General features: G+C 62.2%; 19 protein-coding genes and 1 pseudogene. 7 read left to right on the plus strand and 13 right to left on the minus strand.

Features of this window, described 5'->3' with window-relative positions:
* Positions 1-8: 8 nt before the first annotated feature.
* The 7 genes from IVB19_RS28010 to IVB19_RS28040 all read right to left on the minus strand — a co-directional run bounded on the left by IVB19_RS28010 (position 9) and on the right by IVB19_RS28040 (position 6331).
* Complete coding sequence (locus IVB19_RS28010) at positions 9-722, minus strand: ABC transporter ATP-binding protein (RefSeq protein WP_247820319.1); 714 nt, start codon at positions 720-722, stop codon at positions 9-11.
* Positions 712-1497, minus strand: a complete 786-nt coding sequence (locus tag IVB19_RS28015; RefSeq protein ID WP_247820320.1) for an ABC transporter ATP-binding protein — start codon at positions 1495-1497, stop codon at positions 712-714. The genes IVB19_RS28010 and IVB19_RS28015 overlap by 11 nt, the downstream gene beginning before the upstream one ends.
* A complete protein-coding gene (locus IVB19_RS28020) occupies positions 1478-2542 on the minus strand; it encodes a branched-chain amino acid ABC transporter permease (RefSeq protein ID WP_247820321.1) in 1065 nt (354 codons plus the stop codon). The genes IVB19_RS28015 and IVB19_RS28020 overlap by 20 nt, the downstream gene beginning before the upstream one ends.
* Complete coding sequence (locus IVB19_RS28025; protein WP_256474568.1) at positions 2514-3356, minus strand: branched-chain amino acid ABC transporter permease; 843 nt, start codon at positions 3354-3356, stop codon at positions 2514-2516. The genes IVB19_RS28020 and IVB19_RS28025 overlap by 29 nt, the downstream gene beginning before the upstream one ends.
* A gap of 69 nt (positions 3357-3425) precedes the next feature.
* Positions 3426-4661 (minus strand): ABC transporter substrate-binding protein, encoded by a 1236-nt coding sequence (locus IVB19_RS28030; RefSeq protein WP_247820323.1) that lies wholly within the window; start codon positions 4659-4661, stop codon positions 3426-3428.
* Between the two features lie 6 nt (positions 4662-4667).
* On the minus strand, positions 4668-5417 hold the full coding sequence (locus IVB19_RS28035) for a dienelactone hydrolase family protein (protein WP_247820324.1): 750 nt from the start codon (positions 5415-5417) through the stop codon (positions 4668-4670).
* Positions 5418-5551: 134 nt separating this feature from the next.
* Entirely contained in the window at positions 5552-6331 is a 780-nt protein-coding gene (locus IVB19_RS28040; protein ID WP_247820326.1) for an IclR family transcriptional regulator, read from the minus strand.
* Positions 6332-6438: 107 nt separating this feature from the next.
* Here IVB19_RS28040 and IVB19_RS28045 point away from each other — a divergent pair, with 107 nt between their 5' ends.
* Positions 6439-7245: an enoyl-CoA hydratase-related protein gene (locus IVB19_RS28045; RefSeq protein WP_247820330.1), complete on the plus strand. Its 807-nt coding sequence runs from the start codon at positions 6439-6441 to the stop codon at positions 7243-7245.
* Between the two features lie 21 nt (positions 7246-7266).
* Here IVB19_RS28045 and IVB19_RS28050 read toward each other — a convergent pair whose 3' ends face one another.
* Complete coding sequence (locus IVB19_RS28050; protein WP_247820336.1) at positions 7267-7608, minus strand: hypothetical protein; 342 nt, start codon at positions 7606-7608, stop codon at positions 7267-7269.
* A gap of 219 nt (positions 7609-7827) precedes the next feature.
* On the opposite strand from IVB19_RS28050, the gene IVB19_RS28055 reads away from it, so the two are divergent.
* Entirely contained in the window at positions 7828-8658 is an 831-nt protein-coding gene (locus tag IVB19_RS28055; protein WP_247820338.1) for an IclR family transcriptional regulator, read from the plus strand.
* Here IVB19_RS28055 and IVB19_RS28060 read toward each other — a convergent pair.
* From IVB19_RS28060 to IVB19_RS28070, 3 genes are read right to left on the minus strand one after another with little or no spacing between them, the layout of a single operon-like run.
* Positions 8655-9746, minus strand: a complete 1092-nt coding sequence (locus tag IVB19_RS28060) for an acyl-CoA dehydrogenase family protein (RefSeq protein ID WP_247820340.1) — start codon at positions 9744-9746, stop codon at positions 8655-8657. The two genes, IVB19_RS28055 and IVB19_RS28060, sit on opposite strands and share 4 nt — an antisense overlap.
* Positions 9747-9759: 13 nt before the next feature.
* Entirely contained in the window at positions 9760-10908 is a 1149-nt protein-coding gene (locus IVB19_RS28065) for an acyl-CoA dehydrogenase family protein (RefSeq protein WP_247820341.1), read from the minus strand.
* 57 nt (positions 10909-10965) lie between these two features.
* A complete protein-coding gene (locus IVB19_RS28070) occupies positions 10966-12162 on the minus strand; it encodes a CaiB/BaiF CoA transferase family protein (protein WP_247820343.1) in 1197 nt (398 codons plus the stop codon).
* 210 nt (positions 12163-12372) lie between these two features.
* On the opposite strand from IVB19_RS28070, the gene dctP reads away from it, so the two are divergent.
* The 5 genes and pseudogenes from dctP to IVB19_RS28095 all read left to right on the plus strand — a co-directional run bounded on the left by dctP (position 12373) and on the right by IVB19_RS28095 (position 17211).
* On the plus strand, positions 12373-13371 hold the full coding sequence (dctP, locus tag IVB19_RS28075) for a TRAP transporter substrate-binding protein DctP (protein WP_247820344.1): 999 nt from the start codon (positions 12373-12375) through the stop codon (positions 13369-13371).
* A 6-nt stretch (positions 13372-13377) separates the two neighbouring features.
* Positions 13378-13932 (plus strand): TRAP transporter small permease, encoded by a 555-nt coding sequence (locus IVB19_RS28080; protein ID WP_247820346.1) that lies wholly within the window; start codon positions 13378-13380, stop codon positions 13930-13932.
* Entirely contained in the window at positions 13929-15236 is a 1308-nt protein-coding gene (locus IVB19_RS28085; protein WP_247820347.1) for a TRAP transporter large permease, read from the plus strand. The genes IVB19_RS28080 and IVB19_RS28085 overlap by 4 nt, the downstream gene beginning before the upstream one ends.
* Positions 15237-15248: 12 nt before the next feature.
* Positions 15249-16166, plus strand: coding sequence for an SMP-30/gluconolactonase/LRE family protein (locus IVB19_RS28090; RefSeq protein WP_247820349.1), 918 nt, complete (start codon positions 15249-15251; stop codon positions 16164-16166).
* 209 nt (positions 16167-16375) lie between these two features.
* Positions 16376-17211: pseudogene (locus tag IVB19_RS28095) on the plus strand (tripartite tricarboxylate transporter substrate binding protein).
* A gap of 438 nt (positions 17212-17649) precedes the next feature.
* Here IVB19_RS28095 and IVB19_RS28100 read toward each other — a convergent pair.
* The gene (locus IVB19_RS28100; protein WP_247820350.1) at positions 17650-19053 is read right to left on the minus strand and encodes an amidase; all 1404 of its coding nucleotides are present in this window, start codon (positions 19051-19053) and stop codon (positions 17650-17652) included.
* A gap of 84 nt (positions 19054-19137) precedes the next feature.
* Entirely contained in the window at positions 19138-19899 is a 762-nt protein-coding gene (locus tag IVB19_RS28105; protein WP_247288220.1) for an SDR family NAD(P)-dependent oxidoreductase, read from the minus strand.
* Positions 19900-19915 lie beyond the last annotated feature (16 nt).

Consider the following 19915-nt stretch of genomic DNA (forward strand, 5'->3'; position numbering starts at 1 on the left):
TGTGTCCGCTAAGCGCCGAGATAGGCTTCCTGGATGTCGGGGGCATCAGCGATTTCGCCGGCCGTTCCTTCGCGCACGATCGAGCCCACTCTGAGCACATAGGCACGGTCTGCAATCTTGAGCGCCGCGCGCATGTTCTGTTCGACCAGAAGCGCGGAGAGGCCCTTGGCCCGCAGCGCTCCGATCGCGCCGAGCACGAATTTGGAGAAGAACGGCGACAGACCGAGTGACGGCTCATCGAACAGGATGAGCCGCGGACGCGCCATCAAGCCGCGGCCGATCGCCAGCATCTGCTGCTCACCGCCGCTGAGATTTCCGGCGGCCTGCCGGAAACGCTCGCGCAGGCGCGGAAACATGTTGAGCACGTCATCGACCGTAAACACGGGCCCGCTGCCGAATGCGTCGACGATCTTCAAATTCGCCTCGACCGTCATCGACGGGAATATCTCGCGCCCTTCGGGAACGTGGCTGATGCCGGCCCGGCTGAGCGTCCAGGGCTTGCGCCCGTCGATGCGCTGATCCGCGAACTCGATGCGGCCGGCAGCGATCGGCAGCACACCGGAGATCGCGTTCAACAACGTGGTTTTACCCGCGCCGTTGGCGCCGAGGATGGCGACGATCTCGCCGCGGTTGACGGAGAGCGAGACGCCGCGGAGCGCGACGACCTTACCGTAAGCCGCCGAGACGTCCTTGACGGTCAGCAGCGTGCGATCACTCGTCATCGTCAGCCCCCAGATAAGCGGTCACGACTTCCGGATGACTGAGAACGTGATGCGGCGTGTCGACCACGACAGGCTTGCCGTCGACGACGACGAGCGCGCGGCCGCAGAGCTGCCGGATGACCGCCATGTCGTGTTCGACGATCAGGATGGTCCGCCCCGGTGCGATCGCACGGATCAGGGCGATGAAGTCGGCGGTCTCGCGCCCGTTCATGCCGGCGGCAGGCTCGTCGAGGAACATGATCTTCGGATCGGACATCAATGCGATTCCGACGGCCAGCCGGCGCTGCACGCCATAGGCCAGCACGCCGGCCTTCCGGTGCCACTCTCCGTCGAGGCCGATCAGCGCAAGAACCTCCTCGACGCGGGCCTGGAACGCCTGCTGATCCCGGACATAGGGCTTGCTGCCGACGATGCGGCCAAGGACGCCGTGGTGAAAGCTCGCATGGCGCCCGAACAGGAGATTTTCCAGCACCGTGCTTTCGGCGAACACCGCAGTTCTCTGGAAGGTTCGGGCGACGCCCGAGCGCGCGATGAGATGAGGCGGCATCCCCGAGATCTCGCTTCCCATGATGCGGATCGATCCGCTGGTCGGCACGGTGATGCCACAGAGGATGTCGAACAGCGTCGACTTGCCCGCACCATTCGGGCCGATAATGCCAAAGATTTCGCCTTCCTCGACATCGAGGCTAACGCCGTTCAGGGCCGTCACGCCGCCATATCGTTTGACGATGTCCCGGGCCGAGACGACTGGACGCTCAGCGGCTGCGATCGTCATCTTTCCTCCTTCCGAGCCGGTCACGCAGAACAACGCCCAGTTGATGTAGTCCGCCGGGGGCAAACATCATGATCAGCACGATGATCGACGAGAACACCAGGATCCTCACGTTCGGATCGAGGTTCATAGCCTGCGGTATCAGCGTGAACATCGCAGCGCCGATCACCGGTCCGACCACGAGGTGCGCGCCGCCCAGCAGGACCATCAGGAGCCCGTCCACCGTGTTCGCGACGCTGAAGACTTCGGGCGTGACAATCTGCGTGTAGGGAACGGCGAGCGCACCAGCCAGTGCGGCAAACGGCGCGCTCAGCATGAAAGCCTTCAGCCGGACGCGCGCCACATCGACGCCGACCGAGCGCGCGAGATGGGGATTCTGGCGGACACTGTCCATGGCGGCGCCGAAAGGAGACCGTCGCAGGACCACCAGGAAGACGATCGCAAGCAGAAGAATGGTGGCGGTGACCGCGAAGTAGGTCTGTGGATCCGACAGCTGAAGCGAACCGATCTCGATCGGCGGAAAGCCGAACAGGCCGAGCGGTCCCCCGGTGATCTCCTCGAGATTCGTCGCTGCGACCATGGCGACGCCGGTCAGGCCCCAAGACACGATCGAGAAATAGGCGCCGGTCAGACGCAGCGTGATGGCGCCGATGATGGCGGCCAGCACCACGGAAAGCACGAGCGCGATCAGCACCGCGACCTCGAACGGCAGCCCAAGCTTGCCCATTCCGATCGCCGCGCCGTAAGCGCCGACGCCGAAAAATAGACATTGGCCGAGCGGCACCTCGCCGACGCCGCCGAGGATGATGTTGATGCTCAGGGCAAACAGGGCGAACGCACAGGTGTAGCCGGCGAGGGTCACCACGAACGGATCGGTGAACGCGAAGGCGAACACCGCGATGGTCACGACGGCGCAGGCGACGTAAATGGCCTCTCGCACGGCGCGCGCATCCTTGTTGCCGTTCATGGCGCCGGCCGGCTTCCTGTCCATCATCGTGCCGAAATCCTGGACCGCCATCTCAGTGCCGATGCTGCTGGACTTGGCCAAGCAGTCCTTGCGGTCGGAACAGTAGCGTGGCAATGACGAGGCCCCAGCCCAGCGCGGGCGTCCACGAGACAGAGACGTAAGTTTCGAACAGCGCGTTGGCGACACCGATCAGAAGCGCACCCAGCATCGCGCCTGGAATACTGCCCATCCCGCCCAGGATGACGACCGTGAAGCCGACGATCAGGGCGCTGTATCCCATGGTCGGATAGATCGTCGAGATCGGCGCCAACAGCGCGCCTGCAAGACCAGCGGCGGCGACGCCTAGCACGAAAGCCAGCGCGCGGATCCAGGGAACATCGATGCCGGAATAGAGCGCGCCGCGCGCGTTCTGGGCGACGGCCACGACCTGCTGGCCTTTTATGCTCAGACGGAGCCATAGACCGAGCGCACCAAGCACGAAAACTGAACAGACGAAGATGAACGCGCGTTGCGACGTCACGAAGATACCGAGAAATCGCATCGTGCTTTGTCCGAGCGGCGATGTCACGGGGAGCGGGTCCGGCCCGAAGATGAGGATCAATCCGGCCACCGCCGCCTGACCGAGCGCGAACGTGACGATCAGTGAGCCGTGATGTGAATCGCCATACAGGCTGCGACGGATGACGACCCATTCTGTGACGGCGCCGATGCCCACGACGATCAGCACCGACAACGGAACAGCGATGAAATAGGTCACGCCTCGCGAGGTCAGCAGGTAGCAGGCATAGCCGCCCATGGCGAAGAACGCGCCATGGGCAAAGTTTGCAATGCCCACGATACCGAAGATCAGCGTCAGGCCGACGGCGATGACGGCATAGCCGGCGCCCAGCACCAATCCGTTGACGAGGGTTTGAACCAGAAGTTCCAAAGCCGCACGTGCCTTCTAAATTGATCCGCGCGACCGTCAGTTCGAGCTGACGCGCTCGACCTGGACGACAGCCCCGTTCTCGACTCGCTGAATGTAGAAGTACGGCGCCCGCGCCCTACCCTTCTCATCGAACTTGAGAAGTCCCCTCGGGCTCGGCCAGGAGTTTTCGCGGATGACTTTCGAGATCTTGTCGTAATCGCTGTCGGTACCCGCTTTGTCCATCGCGGCGGCGATAAGATTGATCGCTTCGAAGATCACAAGCTCTCCTTTTCCCGGAGAGGAGTTGAACTTCTTCTGATAGTTCTCGACGAACTCCTTGCCTTCGGCGCCGGGATCTGATGCCATGAAGATCTCTCCCGTAATGACGCCGTTCATGGCGCCCTCCGATGGCTTGATCATGCCCGGCGTCACCACGCCTGGCGACATCACCTCGATTTTGAAGCCGCCGAGCTGGCGCACCTGCTTCCACAGTTGTGCGGCGCGCGCCGGATAGGCGTCGGCGACGTAGATCATGTCCGGATTGCTCGCCTTGATCTTGGTGAGAATGGACGTGAAATCGTTAGTCTCGGCGTCATAAGTAGAGGTGCTCACCAGCTCAATGCCTGCGGCCTGGAGGCTCGCCTTGAGCTTCTCGAGGACCGTCTTGTTGAACTCGGAATTCTCGCCCATGTAGGCGACCGACTTCGGCTTTAGCGTCTTGACGACGTAGGCATTGAATGATTCGGAGTTGAGCGACACCGTGTTGTTGACTTGAAAAAGCCAGGGACTGCCCTGATCGGTGATCGCATCAGCCTGCGCGCCAGCGTTTACTTGCAGGATACGCTTCTTAGTGACCGAAGACTCGGCAAGCACGACCGAGCTGTTCGTCCCCCCGGTTATCGCTTTCACGCGTCCTACCGACATCAGCTTCTGGACCGCGGCGACGCCGCCTTGCGGCGTGCCCTTCTCATCCTCGAAGACCAGTTCGATCTTCCGGCCGCCGAGAATGCCGCCGCGCTGGTTGACGAGGTCGGCTGCATATTCAGCGCCCCGCTGCAATTCCTGCCCATAAGTCGCCGCTGCGCCGCTCAGAGGCAGCGCAAGGCCGATCTTGACCGGGTCAGCCGCCATCGCGCCGGGCGCGTAAGCGAGCTGCACAGTCGCCGCCACGATGGCCCCCAAAGACAACATTACCTTTCGGCGATCCGCACGCTTCATCGTTCTCCCCTTATGGTTTGTCTCACCAGCCCGCGGCAACGCGGCGGCTCCTTCAATTTCTGATGGGCTCAGCATCCGAGCTCAATTCAGATTGCGCTGAAAGAGATCGAACAGGCGCTCCCAATGCCGCTCGGTGCTGGCCTTTTGGTAGAGGCGCCGGGTCGGAAAGGCGAAGCCGTGCTCGGCTTCCGGATAGTATTCCATCCGTCCGTTGATGCCGGTCGTCTTGATCGCCCGCGATACCTGCTCGAGCATCTCGGGAGGCGCGTAGTGATCATGCTCGGCCAGCGCAAAGTAGATCTCGCCCTTGATCTTCTCAGTGACGAGATGCGCGGAGTCCGGCTGGTCAGTGACGAGACGCGCGCCGTAGACGGAGGCGCCGGCGGCCATGCGATCGGGAAACACGCCCATCGCGCGATAGACGTAGCGGCCGCTCATGCAATAGCCGACACATCCCGTCTTGCCCTGCCGCGCAGCCGGATCATTGGCGAGGAAGTCGAATATGGCCTGGGTGTCTTCCATCACCATGGTGTTGGTGAGGTGGCGGTTGAGCTTCCACATGAACTCCAGCTTGTCCGCGCAGGCGGGGTCCCACAGGCGGTTCGCGTCGAGATCGACGCAGCGGACCATGCGGTAGTACATGTTGGGCATGATGACGTAATAGCCGACTGTCGCGAGACGCCGGCACATGTCGGACAGCTCCTCGCGAACGCCGACCGAGTCCATATAGAAGATGACGACAGGGAACGGTCCTGGACGGTCCGGGTGAAACACATACGTGTTCATCATCCCGTCCTTGGTTTTCAGATCGACGACCTTCTCCTGCACCACTCCACCCTTCTAACCATTTTGTATCTCCGCGCGTTCGAGGCGTGGAGTGGCGGAAGCATGTGCCGGGACGAAGCTGAAAGCCAGAGCATTACAGATATGCGTGCGTATTTACAGATATGTGAAAATGGATCTTTTCAGTTGCGGGCTTTTGTGGCGGATGCGCGATCCTCCCGCGTAACGAATTTGTCGATGCCTTCGCGCAGCGATCTCAGGATCTGCGTTCGCTTGGATACCAGCCGTTCGACCGGACCGCCGACGCCGATCGCCAGGATGCGGCCGTGGCGCCGCTCCGGCAACAACATACCGATGACGCCCGCTCCGGCCGTTACAGTGTGAAGGGAAATGACGTAACCATCCTTGCGGATCTTGCGGAGCTTCTGCATTAGCTCCTTCAGGTCGACCTTCTTCTTTCGGTCTTCTTCCTCGAAATTGATGCGACGCACGAGCTTCTCGATGGTCTCGTCCGAACGCGCGCTGAGCAGCATCCACCCGAGGCCCGAGCGCGCGAGCGGACGGATCGTCCCCGGCTTGATCGAAAACTGGATTGTGCGCGGCGAAGGCTGGACGTGGATGTATTGCATGTAGAGGTCGCTCTGGGTCGCGATGCTAACCGTCTCTTCCGTTTCCTTGTTGAGGTGATTGACCAGGGCCGAGATTCCGCGCTCGCCGAAAAGCGCGCCCTGCACCCAGTGCCCCAGCTGAACGATCCGCATTGTCGGCATATACGTTCGCGAGTAACGGTCGAAATCTATATAGCCTAGCACCACCATGCTCTTGAGCACCGCCGAAGCGCTGGAAACGGGATAGCTAAACTGCAGCGCAACATCCTTCAAGCTCAATGGCCGCTGCACTTCGTCGAAATATTCCAGGATCTCGAATAGCCGCTTGGCCGTTTTGATGACGTCTTTGGACATGCACCCTCACTGTCTTTTTCATATAGATAGAAAAGTTTTCTTACCGGCGAAAGCCATTTGGCGGCTTCCCGGCTTTTGCTAGAACGCTCACCAAACGGAGAACGCCCATGGTTGCTGCGGAGCAGATGAAGTTCGATGTGTCCGATCGCGTCGCGACGATCACGTTCGACCGACCGGAAAAGATGAACGCCTGGACGCCCGTCATGGAAAGCGAGCTGCGCCGCCTGATAGCGATCGCGTCCGAGGACGACGACGTGCGAGCGATCGTGATCACCGGCGCGGGCCGGGGCTTCTGCGCGGGCGCCGACATGGGCCGCCTTTCCGACGCGTCGTCGGGAAACGCAGCCGCCGCAGCACCCGTCGTTCCCCCCATAAGCGACGGTGATCTGGCGCAGCGCTACAGCTACCTGCTCGCCGTTCCCAAACCGATCATTGCAGGCATCAATGGCGCGATCGCGGGCGTCGGTCTTTGCATCGCACTCTATTGCGATCTCCGCTTCATGGCAGCTGGCTCAAAGCTGACCACGTCCTTTGCTCGGCGCGGCCTGATCGCAGAGCACGGCAGCGCCTGGATGTTGCGTCAGCTCATCGGACCGATGAATGCGGCGGACCTTCTTCTTTCGGGGCGCGTGGTCGAGGCGGCGGAAGCCGAGCGGCTCGGCCTGGTCAGAATGCTGCCCGCGGATACTTTTCGCGAGACCGTGCAACAGACGGCCTCGGACTTCGCCAAACTCTGCTCCCCCCGTTCGATGCGGATCATCAAGCAGCAACTGACCGCGGCTCCCCGGCAAACACTGGCCGAAGCCACGCAGCTCGCGAACAGCGAAGTCGCGATCTGCCGTGGGACGGAAGACTTCAAAGAGGGCGTTGCCCATTTTGTCGAGAAGCGGGCGCCGCGCTTTACCGGCAGGTGAGCGCGAGGGCGCACGCGTCGTTCAACGAAAACTGCGGTACGGGCCAGTGCTTGCCCCCGTAATCGGGACGGCCGGGCTCGGCTCGGCGGGCGCAATTTCGCGATGGACCACGGCAGGCCGCTCGAGGATCACGAGAAAGCTGCGGCCTTCCTCGGTGATGGTCCACACGCCCGGTTCGCGCACGACCAGCTTCTGGCCGAAGATATCAAGGTCCGGCGCACGTTCGGCGAGCCGCTTCATCCGTCCGGTCCATTCCTGGCCACTCGTATAGAGAATGGCAAGGTGCTGCTTGATGACCTCGAGGCTGGCGCGTCCGTCGCTCTGGCCGTCGAGAATCTTTAGGATCGAAAGCTGGAAACTCACACGCGACTCAGACGCTGTACTTCATCGTCGCCCTATATGTGAGCGGAGGACGATGTGGAAGTCATGACGGATCTGCCGAAACGGGATACTCGCCCTGTCGACGCGCGCTCGACTGGACCTGCCTGCGCAAGGCGATTAACGTGCCGCCAAACGGACACGAAACAAGGATTTCGGCTCGGCTTTAACGGATGTCTGCGGAATTGCCGGCAGAGTCAGACGATGGCCAGAAGAAGCAAGAAAGCAACAGCAGACGATCAGATCACGGAAGCCACGAGCTACGGCCCGCCGGCGGCAGGATCGGTCAAGTCGGCGGGACGTGTGCTGCGAGTTCTGGAGTTCTTCGACGAGATCCAGCGGGACGCGCGCGTTGCCGAAGTGGCTGAGCGGCTGGGATTTCCGCAATCGTCGACCTCGATCCTGCTCAACTGCCTCGTCGAGCTGGGTTACATGGACTATCTTCAGGACAGCCGCAGCTTCCTGCCCTCGCCGCGCGTCACCTTGCTCGGGACCTGGCTCGACAAGGGCCCTGTCAGAAACGGCAGCCTGATGAGGATGCTCGAAGAGCTGTCCCAGAAAACGGGTGACACCGTCATCATCGCCGCGCGGAGCGGGATCTATGCGCAGTATATCCACGTTTTGCAGGCCCGCGCGACGATGCGCTTTCATGTCCCGCCCGGGTCCAGGCGCCTCGTGGTCTGGTCGGCCACCGGGTTTTCGCTACTGACGTCGAGCAGCGACAAGGAGATCCGCAGCCTGTGCACGCGCACCAACGCGGAAGCCGCGCTCGACATATCCCGGATCGACATCAATCAGGTGCTGGAAAACGTCGAGCGCACGCGGCATGAGGGGTTCTTCTTCTCGGCTGGTCTCGTCACCCCCGGCGCCGGATCGATTGCCGTGCCGCTGCCTGAGGGCATCGACGGGTGGAACCGCGCGCTTGCCGTCGCGGTCTCAGGCCCTCTCCAGGATATCACGCGGCGGCAGACGGAGATCGTCACGCTGCTCAACGATGTCGTGCAGCGCTATCTTCGCCCCACAGCCTCGATTTAGGCCGCGCCGGCGGCTGCCGACCGATCGACGAGCAGCGGCCAGAGGCCCTCGCCGCCTTGCGCGCAGATCATCCGGCCGATCTTTTCCTGCCACCAGGGCTCCGCGCCCCATTCGTCGCGCCACGACCAGAGCCGTCGGGTGGCGTAGTGCAGCGGGTGCTCCTGGGTAAACCCCATCGCGCCATGGACCTGATGGCAGAGGGCCGCGACCTGACCGGCAGATTCACCGCATCGTGATTTTGCAATCGCCACGGCCAGCGCGTCATCGCCCAGCCGCGGCGACTCCGTCAGTGCGTCGCCTGCCGCAGACGCCGCGGCAAAGTGGCCTGCCGCAATCGCCAGCATGTGCTGAATGGCCTGGAATTTCGCGATCGGGCGGCCGAACTGCACCCGCTCATTGGCGTAGGACAGCGCATAATCCATGCACCGTTCCATCCCGCCGATCATCTGCTGCACACGGATAGCAGCGCCGAAGGGCATCAGGCCGTCAACTCCGAGACGGGCGGGCGCCGGCAGGACATCGCTCACGGCCAACTGCACGCCGCTGAAGTCGACACCTTCGCGCGGCTCGTAGGCGACGTTGCGCCGCGTCTTGTTCGAACGCGCTCTGGCGGTCGGCACGCGGCAGAGGAAGGCCTTGCCATTCGCGTCGCGTGCAAGGACAAGCGCGGTCGGCGCCTGCTGGCCCCAGGCGACATGCCGGGCGATACCTTGCAAAGTCGTGCCTGCCGCACCCGAGACGAGCGTGATGCGATCCTGCGGATTAACCGGCGCAAGCGTCACCGCGCCTGCGATGACTTCGCCACCCGCGTCGGTCCAGAGCGCGTTGGCGATCATGGTCTCCGCCAGCGGCAGCGGGGCGGAATGAAATGCGGACCTGCGGATCAGGTTTGCCCCAACGTCGGGCGCGAGCCCCGCGCCGCCCTTCAATTCGGGCACCAGCGCCAACGGCAGGCCGGCATCTTCCAGCGCGCCCCAGAGCGCATCGGGCCATTGCCCCGCGTCGGCCGCGGAGAGAACCTTCTTGTCGATGTGTTGCGCAAAGAGGCGATCGGCCTGTTCGAGCACAATGGCGGACATGTCTTCCATGGCATTCTCCCCGTCAGCGCAGGCCAAGACCGCGGGCAATCATCCCGCGCAGGATTTCCGGCGTGCCGCCGCGAATAGTGAATGATGGCGCGTGCAGCAACACATGTGCCATCGCCTGCGAATACTCGTCATCGTCATCGAGACTTGCCTCGACCGGCAACAGCTTCCGCACTGCTTCCGGGACTTCCCGCTCGAATGCCGTGCCGACATCCTTGACCAGTGCAGCTTCGGTGACCGGACTTTCGCCACGCTCCAATAGCCCGGCGATCGACGACGACATCCGGCGCAATGTGGCGAAGTGAGCCGCGAGCCGGCCGATCTCGACCGCCTGCCGCTCATTCGGCTCGCGCCCGATCTTGTCGACGAGTTCGACGAGAAGCCTGATGTCCGACATAAAGCGATCCGGGCCGGCGCGCTCGAACGCCAACTCGCCCGTCACGCGCGTCCAGCCTTCGCCGGGCCTTCCGATCATCATGTCGTCGGGAACGAAGCAGTTCTTGAAGAATACCTCGTTGAACTCGTGCCCTCCCGACAGGTTCATGATCGGCCTGATCTCGATACCTTCCGAGCCCGTATCCACGATGAACTGGGACAAGCCTGCGTGACGGTTCTCGCTGGGCGGCTCGGTGCGGGCCAGCACGATCAGATAGTGAACGCGGTGCGCGTTCGAGGTCCATATCTTGGTACCGTTGATCACCCAGCCGCCTTCGACCTTGTCCGCCTTGGTGCGGGCGGCTGCAAGGTCGGAGCCGGAATCGGGTTCGCTCATGCCAATGCCGAAATAGCACTCGCCCGCGGCGATCCTGGGCAGAATCAGCTCGCGCGCCCGCTCGCTGCCATGCTTGAGAATCTGCGGACCGGATTGCCGATCCGCAATCCAGTGCGCGCCACCCGGCGCGCCGGCCGCCAGCATCTCCTCGGTCACGACGAAGCGCTGCAAGTTGGAGTATTCGCCACCGCCATAGCGTTTCGGCCAGGTCATGCCGATAAAGCCCGCCTTGGCGGCGCGCTTGCTGAACTCCGGATCGAATGTCGACCAGGATGTCCGGTGTGCGGCGTAGCGGCCGTTGTCACGCTCTTCCTTCAGGAAGGCGCGGACCTTGCGCCGCATTGCGTCTGCTTCGGGCGGTAAGGTCAGAGATTCAAACCGGAACGCGCGCATTCAAGCCTCCATTCGTCCAAAGTCGTCGTTTGGCAGAATATTCATCATCAACCCGCCTCACTTGCTCTTGCCGCTCGGGGAGATTGTCTTCGGCACATGCACTCCGATCTCCGCGAGCAACTCGGCCGTATGTTCGCCCAGCCGCGGCGCATGGCGGCGAACTCGGAACGGCGAGGAGCTAAAGGACACCGGCGCCCGTATCGACTTGTATGCTCCCTCCGATGGATGCTCGGCACGGCTGAACATCTGGACCGCCTTCATGTGTTCGTCGTCTGGCAGATCCGCGAGACCCAGGACGGGCATACAGGGAATGCTGACGTCGTCGCAGAACGACACCCATGAGGCCGTAGAATGCCGGGGGGCTTCCTGCTCAATGATCTCGTAGAGTGTCTCAAGATGGGCTACTCGCTCGACCAGCGGAAAGAAGCGGGCGTCGGACTTCATTTCTGGGCGCCCCACGAAGTCGAAGAAGTCGCGCCAGTTGCGATCCGAATAGGGAAGGATGCACATATAACCGTCGCCGGTGCGAAACGGCTTGCGGCGCGGGCTGACGACGCGGGCATAGCCGGGGTCGCCGAGCGACGGCTCGAAGGCAAAGCCGAGCAAATGCTCGATATAGGCGAACTCCGCCGTGGTCTCGAACATCGGCACCTCGATGGCCTGCCCTCCGCCACCACGCTCGCGCTGGAACAGGGCTGCCATCACCGAATAGGCGATCGCTTGCCCGGACAGCTTGTCGCACAGCACCGTCGGCATGAAGGCCGGCTCGCCGCGCGCGACCATATGCAATGCAGCGAGCCCGGAGCCGGCCTGGATGATATCGTCATAGGCAGCCTTGTCGCGGTAGGGTCCCTTCTCGCTGAACCCGTAAGCGCCGCAATAGATGATATCAGGCTTGACGGCGCGGACGGCCTGATAGCCAAGCCCGAGCTTGTCGATGGCCTTAGGCCGCAGCGAGTGAACGAACACGTCGGCCGTCGCGATCAGCTTGCGCAGCGCCTCCATCCCCGAAGGATGCTTCAGGTCGAGCATAACACTGCGCTTGTTGCGGTTCAGATGAAGGAAGCCGCCGGCCATGCCTTCATGGCGATTGGGCCGGTAGGTCCGGAACGAGTCGCCCTCCTCGCTCTCGATCTTGATCACGTCAGCCCCGAGATCGGCCATGATGTGCGTCGCAAACGGTCCCATGATCACGTTGGTCAGGTCGATCACGCGAATTCCGCCCAACGGGCCGTCTGCAGGGGTCGTGTCCATCCCGAAGCTCTTTCGTTCCATTGGCCGCGACGGCTGGCGCGTGCCGCGCGGGACGTCCAACTTCTACGTGATTGCAATTGGATCAATACTGTTCGGCTCGGTCGCGGCAAATATCACATATGCGATTGATTGCGGCCCTCCGCTCTCTTGCTGGGCGGAACGCGATCAAACATAGTTTCGCCCAACCACAAAAAGACTCGGGAGAAAACAATGATATCGACGAGCCGTCGCCAATTTGCGGGCGTGATCGCTGGGGCACTTGCATTGGCGGGCCTTGCAGCACCAGCCGGAGCTGCCGAGAAATGGGATCTCTATATCTACAATCCCGTGGCCACGGTGGCAGCGGCCAAGGGCATGAGTGCCGTCGCTGAACAGATCGAAAAGGACACCGGCGGTGAGCTGTCGGTCCGGCTGCATCTCGGGGGCTCGCTTCCGATCAACACCACCACCATCACCCAAGCCGTCAGCGACGACGTCGTGCAAATGGGCGACGATGGATATTTTCTCGGCAACGTTCCGATCGGCGGCGTCCTGCGACTGCCGATGCTGATCCGCTCGCTCGATGAATACAAGAAGGCGGCGGACATCATGGCGCCGTACCTGGAGAAGGCCTTCGAAAAGAAGGGCCTCCTGGTGCTCGGGCAATATCTCTATCCCTACCAGGTGGCATTCTCGAGCAAGAAGTTGACGTCGCTGGCCGACGTCAAAGGCCAGAAGATCCGCGTGACGTCGCCCGAGCAAGGCGAGTTCATCAAGCGGCTCGGCGGCGTGCCGGTCACGCTCGGCGCCCCGGAAGTTCCGTCCGCACTCGACCGCAGCATCGTCGATGGCGTCCTCACCGCCAACACCGGCGGCGGAAACACCTGGAAGGACCTGCTGAAGTACAACTATCGGCTGGGCATCAACTACTTCAACTCCGTCGTCATCGTGAACAAGGAGCGCTTCAACAAGCTGTCGCCAGAGCTCCAGGGCAAGGTCCGCAAGGCGGTCGCCGACAACATGCCACTGATCACCAAGGCGATGGCCGATGAGGAAGACAACCTCAGCAAGAAATTCGCCGAAGGCGGCATGACGGTGACCGAGCCGCAACCCGGCGATCTCGACGTCGGCACGAAGGCGATTTCGGCCTATTGGGATGAATGGGCAAAATCGAAGGGCCCGGATGCTGCGACCGCGCTCAAGCAGGTTCGTGCGGCGCTTGGCCGGTAATCGATCATGGCTGGCAGCATGGAGATCAAGGAGGTGGCGCCTGACGGCGCCGTCCACTTCATCGACAACGTCTCATCGGGCCCAGGCCCGATCGAGAACGCCTCAGAAGCAATCTGCGCGCTCTTCCTGATGGCCATGATCGTCCTGATCGGGGCCGAGGCGATCGCACGCAATCTATTCGCGACATCGCTCCAGATCACCGACGAGATTGGTGGCTATCTGCTGGTGGCCATGACCTTCCTGAGTATGTCGGTCGCGGAGGCCCACGGTGCATTTCACCGGGTCGAGCTGGTTCAGGCCCGCCTCGGACAATCCGCCCGGTTAGTGTCGCAGATCGTGTTCGACCTGATATCACTGGTCGCCTCCGCATTGATTACCTGGCAGCTGACGCGCCTGGTCATGAACTCGTGGCGCTCGGAGGACGTGGCGCCCACGCCGCTGCAGACGCCGTTGTGGATGCCGCAGACCACCATGGCTATCGGCATGTTCCTGCTCTGCCTCGCCCTTCTCCGAACGATCCTCACCAAGGCTCGCCGCCTTCGCAGGGGTGCGCAGTCATGACTCCGGGCGTCGAACTGATTTTTGTCCTGGCGATCTTCGTCGGCCTGCTTTGCGTGGGAATGACGATCCCGTTTTCGATCACAGTCCCATCTGTCCTTTATCTGCTGCTGCATGCAGGTCTGCCCGGACTGAAGGGCATCGGCCTCGTCAGTTGGGGCAGCATGAACAGCTTCACATTGAGCGCGATCCCGCTGTTCATCCTGATGGCCGAGATCCTGCAAGAGAGCCGGCTGAGCTTGCGGGTGTATCATGGCCTGTCCAAGCTGGTATCCTGGATTCCCGGCGGCCTGCTGCAGACTAACATCGCGGGATGCGCCATCTTTGCGGCCATCAGCGGCTCGAGCGTGGTCACCGCCGCCTCGATCGGGCGGGTGGCGTTGCCCGAATTGCAAAAGCGCAAATACAGTCCGCGCCTGTCCGCGGGCTCGCTGGCGGCGGGCGGCACGCTCGGCATCCTGATCCCGCCGAGCATCGCGATGATCGTGTACGGCACATTCACCGAGACGTCGGTCGCGAAACTGTTCATGGCCGGCGTGATGCCGGGCTTGCTGCTGACCGCGATGTTCATGGCCTATATCGCCATACATGCTTGGTTAAGACCCGGGATCGCTCCGCGCGAGGTTGGCGCTCGTTCGGGTCGAGAACTGCTCGCGGCCCTGCTCGACGTCATCCCGTTCATGGTGCTGATCGGCGGCACCATCGGCAGCATCTATTCGGGGCTGGTCACGCCGACCGAGGCGGCGGCGGTCGGCTGCGTCCTGGCGATGATCATCGCGGCGTTTTGGGGCGAATTCAGCGTCGCGATCCTCTGGCACGCCTTGCAAACCACCGTGCGCGTGTGCGGCAACATCCTGTTCATCGTCTATGCCGCCTTCCTGTTCTCCTACGCCATCAGTTATGCCGGCGTCGGCGAGCAGATCACGCAGTTTCTCGTCAATCTGAAGCTTTCCAGGCTGGAGTTCTTCTTCGCCCTGTTCGTTCTTTACACGGTGTTGGGCTGCCTGGTCGAAAGCCTCGGCATGATCGTGGTGACAGTGCCGCTGCTCTATCCGGTTCTGGTCCAGTACGGCATCGATCCAATCTGGTTCGGCGTAATCCTGGTGCTGTTCATCGAGATGGGCCAGATCTCGCCGCCGATCGGCATCAACCTGTTCGTGATCCAGAGCATATGGTCGGGCAAGCTGAGCGACGTCGTCGCGGGCACGATCCCGTTTCACCTGATCATGTTCGCGCTGCTCGGCCTGCTGGTGATCTTCCCCGAAATCGCAATGTGGCTGCCTTCGCAAGTCACTGCCGTGCCTTGAGGAGATACCCTGATGTATACACCGCCCGAAGAAATCAAGACTGAGGTCTTTGCCCGCCTGCCAGACAAGTTTCGACGCAAAGACCCCGAGAATGCATGGTCGTTAGTCAACCGCCGCGGACTGGTGGCGGATTCCTTCCTTGAAGGCCCGTCATTCGGCCGCGACGGTAATCTGTATATCGTGGACATTCCCTACGGACGCATCTTCCGCATCTCGCCCGCCGGAGAATTCACGCTGGTCGCCGAATATGACGGCGAGCCGAACGGGTTGAAGTTCGCACGCGACGGGCGGATCGTCATCACGGACTACCGCCATGGCCTCATGACGCTCGACCCGGCCAGCGGCAAGGTCACCCCCATGCTGGAGCGGCGCTGGTCGGAGCGCTTCAAGGGCGTCAACGATCTGGTCTTCGCCAGCAATGGCGACATTTATTTCACCGACCAGGGCCAAACAGGCATTCACGACCCGACCGGCCGCGTCTATCGGTTGCGGGTGGACGGAGCGCTCGACCAGATCGTCAGCAACGTCCCCAGCCCGAATGGTCTCGTGCTGAACGGCAGCGAACATATTCTATACGTGGCCGCCACCCGGGGGAATGCCATCTGGCGGATACCGCTGATGCCTGACGGCACCGCATCGAAGGTCGGGATATTCATCCAGCTGTCAGGCAGCCTAGGTGGCCCCGACGGCCTTGCGATGGACGAGCAGGACAACCTTGCGATCGCCCACGCCGGTCTAGGCACCGTCTGGATCTTCAGCCGCCTCGGCGAACCGCTCTATCGGGTTCGCTCTTGCCAGGGCCTCGCCACGACCAACGTGGCCTATGGCGGCTCCGACAACAAGAACCTCTACATCACGGAATCCGAGAGCGGTTGCGTGTTGGTCGCGCGCGTTCCTGTTGCTGGACGGCTCATGGAATCGCATCGGTAATGCCGGACGAGATAGGCAAGGGTTCAGGCCCAGCAGCCGCCAATTGTTCGCTAAGAGGAACGAAAAGAATGGCCTTCATGCTCGGGCAAGTTCGAACAGTCGTACTGATGCTTGGCCTGACGGCCTCGGGGGCGGCGATGGCCGCGTGGCCCGATGACAAGCCGGTCGAGGTCGTCGTTGGCTTCGCCGCGGGTGGCGGGACCGACGTCATGGCTCGGAAGCTGCTTCCCTTCGGCGAGAAGCGGCTCGGCGGAAACGCGCGGTTTGTCGTCCTCACCAAGCCCGGCGCCGGCGGCGAGATCGCGTTCACCGCGATCGCACGCGCCGCTCCCGACGCCTATTCGATGGGGGTGGTCAACGTGCCCGGCTACAACTTTCTGCCGATGACGCGGAAGACCCAGTACACCATCGACGAGATCCGAATGGTCGCGCGCGTGGTCGACGATCCCGGCGTGATCGTCGTTCGCAACGACGCCCGTTCACGACGCTCGCTAGCGTTCTCGACGCGCTGCGCAAGACGCCCGGTTCAGTCACGTTCGGCCATAACGGCGCAGGCACGAACGGGCATCTGGCCCTCCGCATCCTCGCAAAGGCCGCCGGCGTCGAGCCCAATGAGATTTCCTATCGCGGAACAGCAGCGCAGAGGACCGACGTGCTCGGCGGCCATCTGGATGTAGGGATGGTCAGCCTGAGCGAAGTGCCTGAGCTTCACGGCACCAACAAAGGAGAGCTCCGGGCTGTCGCAATCTTGTCTAAGGCTCGCTCCTTATCATTGCCCAGCGTCCCCACGGCCGAGGAAGCCGGCGTTCCCGTCATCATGACCGCCGAACGCGGCTTTGCGCTTCCGAAGGGCGCGCCCGACGACATTGCGAAGAAGCTGGAAGCCGCGATCGCCGAGAGCCTCAGCGATCCCGAATACATCAGGAGCTCACCCGGTGATGCTCCCGTCCTCGCTTTCATGGCCGGAGCCGAATGGCAGAAGCGTCTCGACGATATGACAAAGGGATTGCAGCCGCTTGCGAGCGAACCGGCCGAGCCGAAATAGTTTCAGTCGATCGGACCGCGCCGCTTAGGCCATCCGTAACTGACTGCAAGTCCTACGGACGGTAGGAAGTCATTGAATTCGGGTGGTGTCCGGGTCTCTAGGGGCTCCCCAAAAGCGCTTACCCATACATCCGCTGAGATCGACGATATGCGGTTCGACTTCCGCTCATGGCCGTAGCTGGCTTTCCACAACTCATGCCTGCTAGATGGGCCGGCGGCGTCACCCTATCTACGCCCGGCCACCACTGATAAGCTTTCGGCAATTTCCTTATCAGTTCGCGAAACTGCTCCATTTGCGACCAAGCCATATCGGTTGCCGACTGACCGCTGCGCTCACCAACCCCACTTCGTCTCGGACTCGCTAAATGAGCCCTATCTTCCAGGCGCCTTCGCAGGCTATGAGATTGCGCGCGCGTCTTGATATTCCGTGAGACACCGTTCATTCGATGGGCGCGCGCCGGGTATGCCAGTCCGTCACCGACTGGAAGGCATGACCAGCGCGGGCAAGCACATCCTCGGACAAATGCGGACCCACCAACTGCATGCTGAGCGGCAGGCCGTCCGACGCCATCCCGTTCGGCAGCGTGATAGTGGGGCTGCCCGAGAAGTCGAACACTGCGGTGAAGCGCAGGATACTGAGCAGCACGTTCGGATCAGCACCGTATTCGCCCATCTTGGTCAGCGTTGGCATCGGCACAGGCATTGTCGGGATCAGCAGCAGGTCGATATCGCCGAACAAGGCGGCGAGACTGCCGCAAAACTTCAGTCGCTCATGATGGATCTGCGCGATTTCGACACCGCTCATCGACCTGCCCTGCTCGATCAGCTGCGCCAGATCGGGGCCGTATTCCGATTTTCGCGACGGATAGGTCTCCAGGTGCGCCTCCGCCGTTTCGATCGAACACATCGGGATCCACATGCTGACAAGCTTCTGGTAGGCCGGGAACTTGACCTCGCGGATATCGGCACCGAGCGCTGCCAGCGTGCGTTCGGCTTCCAGCAACGCAGCGACGACCTGGAGATCGACCCCGTCCTGGATGTAGCTGCGGTCCACGCCGACCCGTACGCCCCGGATGCCGTCACCGATACCGGCCAGATAGTTCGGCACCGGCGCCTGCAGGGCCGTGCGATCATTCACGTCGGCGCCCGCCATGACGCCAAGTATAGCGGCGGCATCGGCCGCGCTCCGGCACATCGGCCCGACATGGTCGAGCGAGTCCGCCAGCGGAAACACGCCGTGACGGCTGACGCGTCCCCAGGTAGGCTTGATTCCTGTCAGTCCGCAGGTTGCGGACGGAAACCGGATCGAGCCGCCAGTATCAGTGCCAATCGAACCGAAGCATAGGCCCGCCGAGGTTGCCGCGCCCGATCCGCTTGAGGAAGAGCCGACCCAGTAGTCGACGCCCCAGGGATTGAGAGGTGCCTCGTCGTTCGGATGATGACTAGTGTAGGCGCCCTCAGTCATCTTCAGCTTGCCGAGTATGATGGCGCCGGCATGCTCGAGCCGGTCCACGATGGTCGCGTTGAAGGGCGGGATAAATTTGGCGTGCATCGTCGTGCCGCCCGCAGTCGGCGCAAAGGTCGTGTAGCAGAGATCCTTCAATCCGATCGGCACGCCGTGCAGCGGTCCGCGCCAGATGCCTTTCGCTAGCTCGGCGTCACATAACTTCGCTTGCGCCATGGCGCGCTCAGCGAGAACGAGTGCGTAGCTGTGGAACTTTCCATCGAGCTTGTCGATCCGGCTCACTATGGCCTCGGTTACCTTCGAGGGCAGCAGCTCGCCCCGGCGGAACAGATCGGAGAGTTCGATAATCGATTTGTAGTGAATTGGATCTGCTGACATTTGACAGCCTTCTTATTGTCGAAAGCGGCTTCGGCCACCTACTCCGCAACCCACCCGGTGTGGTGACCATGCGGCTCTCGGTGCTTAGAACTGCACGCCGCGCGTGAGGGCCCCATCGACCACGAGGTTGGTTCCCGTGATGAAGCTCGCCGCCTTGCTGGCGAGGAACACCGCGCCGTTCGCCATCTCCTGTGGCGTGCCCATGCGGCCGGTAGGGTTCAGCGCCAATGCGCTCTTGTACAGCTCGGGATTGCCGTCCTTAATCTGATTCCAGACACCGCCCTCGAAATAGGTGTTGCCCGGCGACACCGAATTGGCGCGGATGCCTTTGCCGGCAAGCTGGAAGGCAAGTCCTTGCGTGTAGTGAATGATTGCGGCCTTGAACGTGCCGTAGGGACCGCTGGCGAAATCGACCTCGCGGCCTGACACGCTGGAGATGGTGACGATCGCGCCGGCCTTGCTCTTCTCCAGATACGGCATCGCTGCATTGACCAGCCGCACCGTACCCATCATGTCGGTCGAAAATTCCTTCTCCCAGCTCTCCTCGTCCTGTCCGATCGACAGCGCACTAACGTTGGCAACGACGATGTCAATGCCGCCTAGCTTGGAGGCCATGTCCTCGACCCAGGCCTTGAGCGCCGGACCGTTCGAGACATCGACCGAGCTACCATACGCGGCGATGCCCTTGGCCTTGATCGCGGTGACTGCGGTATCGACGTCTGCCTGGTTGCGCGCGCAGATTCCGACATCCGCGCCCTCCGCCGCGAATGTATCAGCGATCGCCCTGCCGATCCCCTTGGTGCTGCCGGTGACGAGAACCTTCGCTCCCTTGAGTCCCAGATCCATGTCCATTCCCTCCCTA

It is taken from the genome of Bradyrhizobium sp. 187 (assembly GCF_023101005.1).
GTDB classification, from domain to species: Bacteria; Pseudomonadota; Alphaproteobacteria; order Rhizobiales; family Xanthobacteraceae; genus Bradyrhizobium; species Bradyrhizobium canariense_D.

Coding starts and splice junctions, on each gene's coding strand:
- IVB19_RS28010 (WP_247820319.1), bottom strand. CDS start 722: ATGACGAGTGATCGCACGCTGCTGACCGTCAAGGACGTCTCGGCGGCT.
- IVB19_RS28105 (WP_247288220.1), bottom strand. CDS start 19,899: ATGGATCTGGGACTCAAGGGAGCGAAGGTTCTCGTCACCGGCAGCACC.
- IVB19_RS28045 (WP_247820330.1), top strand. CDS start 6,439: ATGGTTGCTGCGGAGCAGATGAAGTTCGATGTGTCCGATCGCGTCGCG.
- IVB19_RS28085 (WP_247820347.1), top strand. CDS start 13,929: ATGACTCCGGGCGTCGAACTGATTTTTGTCCTGGCGATCTTCGTCGGC.
- dctP (WP_247820344.1), top strand. CDS start 12,373: ATGATATCGACGAGCCGTCGCCAATTTGCGGGCGTGATCGCTGGGGCA.
- IVB19_RS28060 (WP_247820340.1), bottom strand. CDS start 9,746: ATGGAAGACATGTCCGCCATTGTGCTCGAACAGGCCGATCGCCTCTTT.
- IVB19_RS28040 (WP_247820326.1), bottom strand. CDS start 6,331: ATGTCCAAAGACGTCATCAAAACGGCCAAGCGGCTATTCGAGATCCTG.
- IVB19_RS28080 (WP_247820346.1), top strand. CDS start 13,378: ATGGCTGGCAGCATGGAGATCAAGGAGGTGGCGCCTGACGGCGCCGTC.
- IVB19_RS28090 (WP_247820349.1), top strand. CDS start 15,249: ATGTATACACCGCCCGAAGAAATCAAGACTGAGGTCTTTGCCCGCCTG.
- IVB19_RS28030 (WP_247820323.1), bottom strand. CDS start 4,661: ATGCTGAGCCCATCAGAAATTGAAGGAGCCGCCGCGTTGCCGCGGGCT.
- IVB19_RS28100 (WP_247820350.1), bottom strand. CDS start 19,053: ATGTCAGCAGATCCAATTCACTACAAATCGATTATCGAACTCTCCGAT.
- IVB19_RS28055 (WP_247820338.1), top strand. CDS start 7,828: ATGGCCAGAAGAAGCAAGAAAGCAACAGCAGACGATCAGATCACGGAA.
- IVB19_RS28070 (WP_247820343.1), bottom strand. CDS start 12,162: ATGGACACGACCCCTGCAGACGGCCCGTTGGGCGGAATTCGCGTGATC.
- IVB19_RS28065 (WP_247820341.1), bottom strand. CDS start 10,908: ATGCGCGCGTTCCGGTTTGAATCTCTGACCTTACCGCCCGAAGCAGAC.
- IVB19_RS28015 (WP_247820320.1), bottom strand. CDS start 1,497: ATGACGATCGCAGCCGCTGAGCGTCCAGTCGTCTCGGCCCGGGACATC.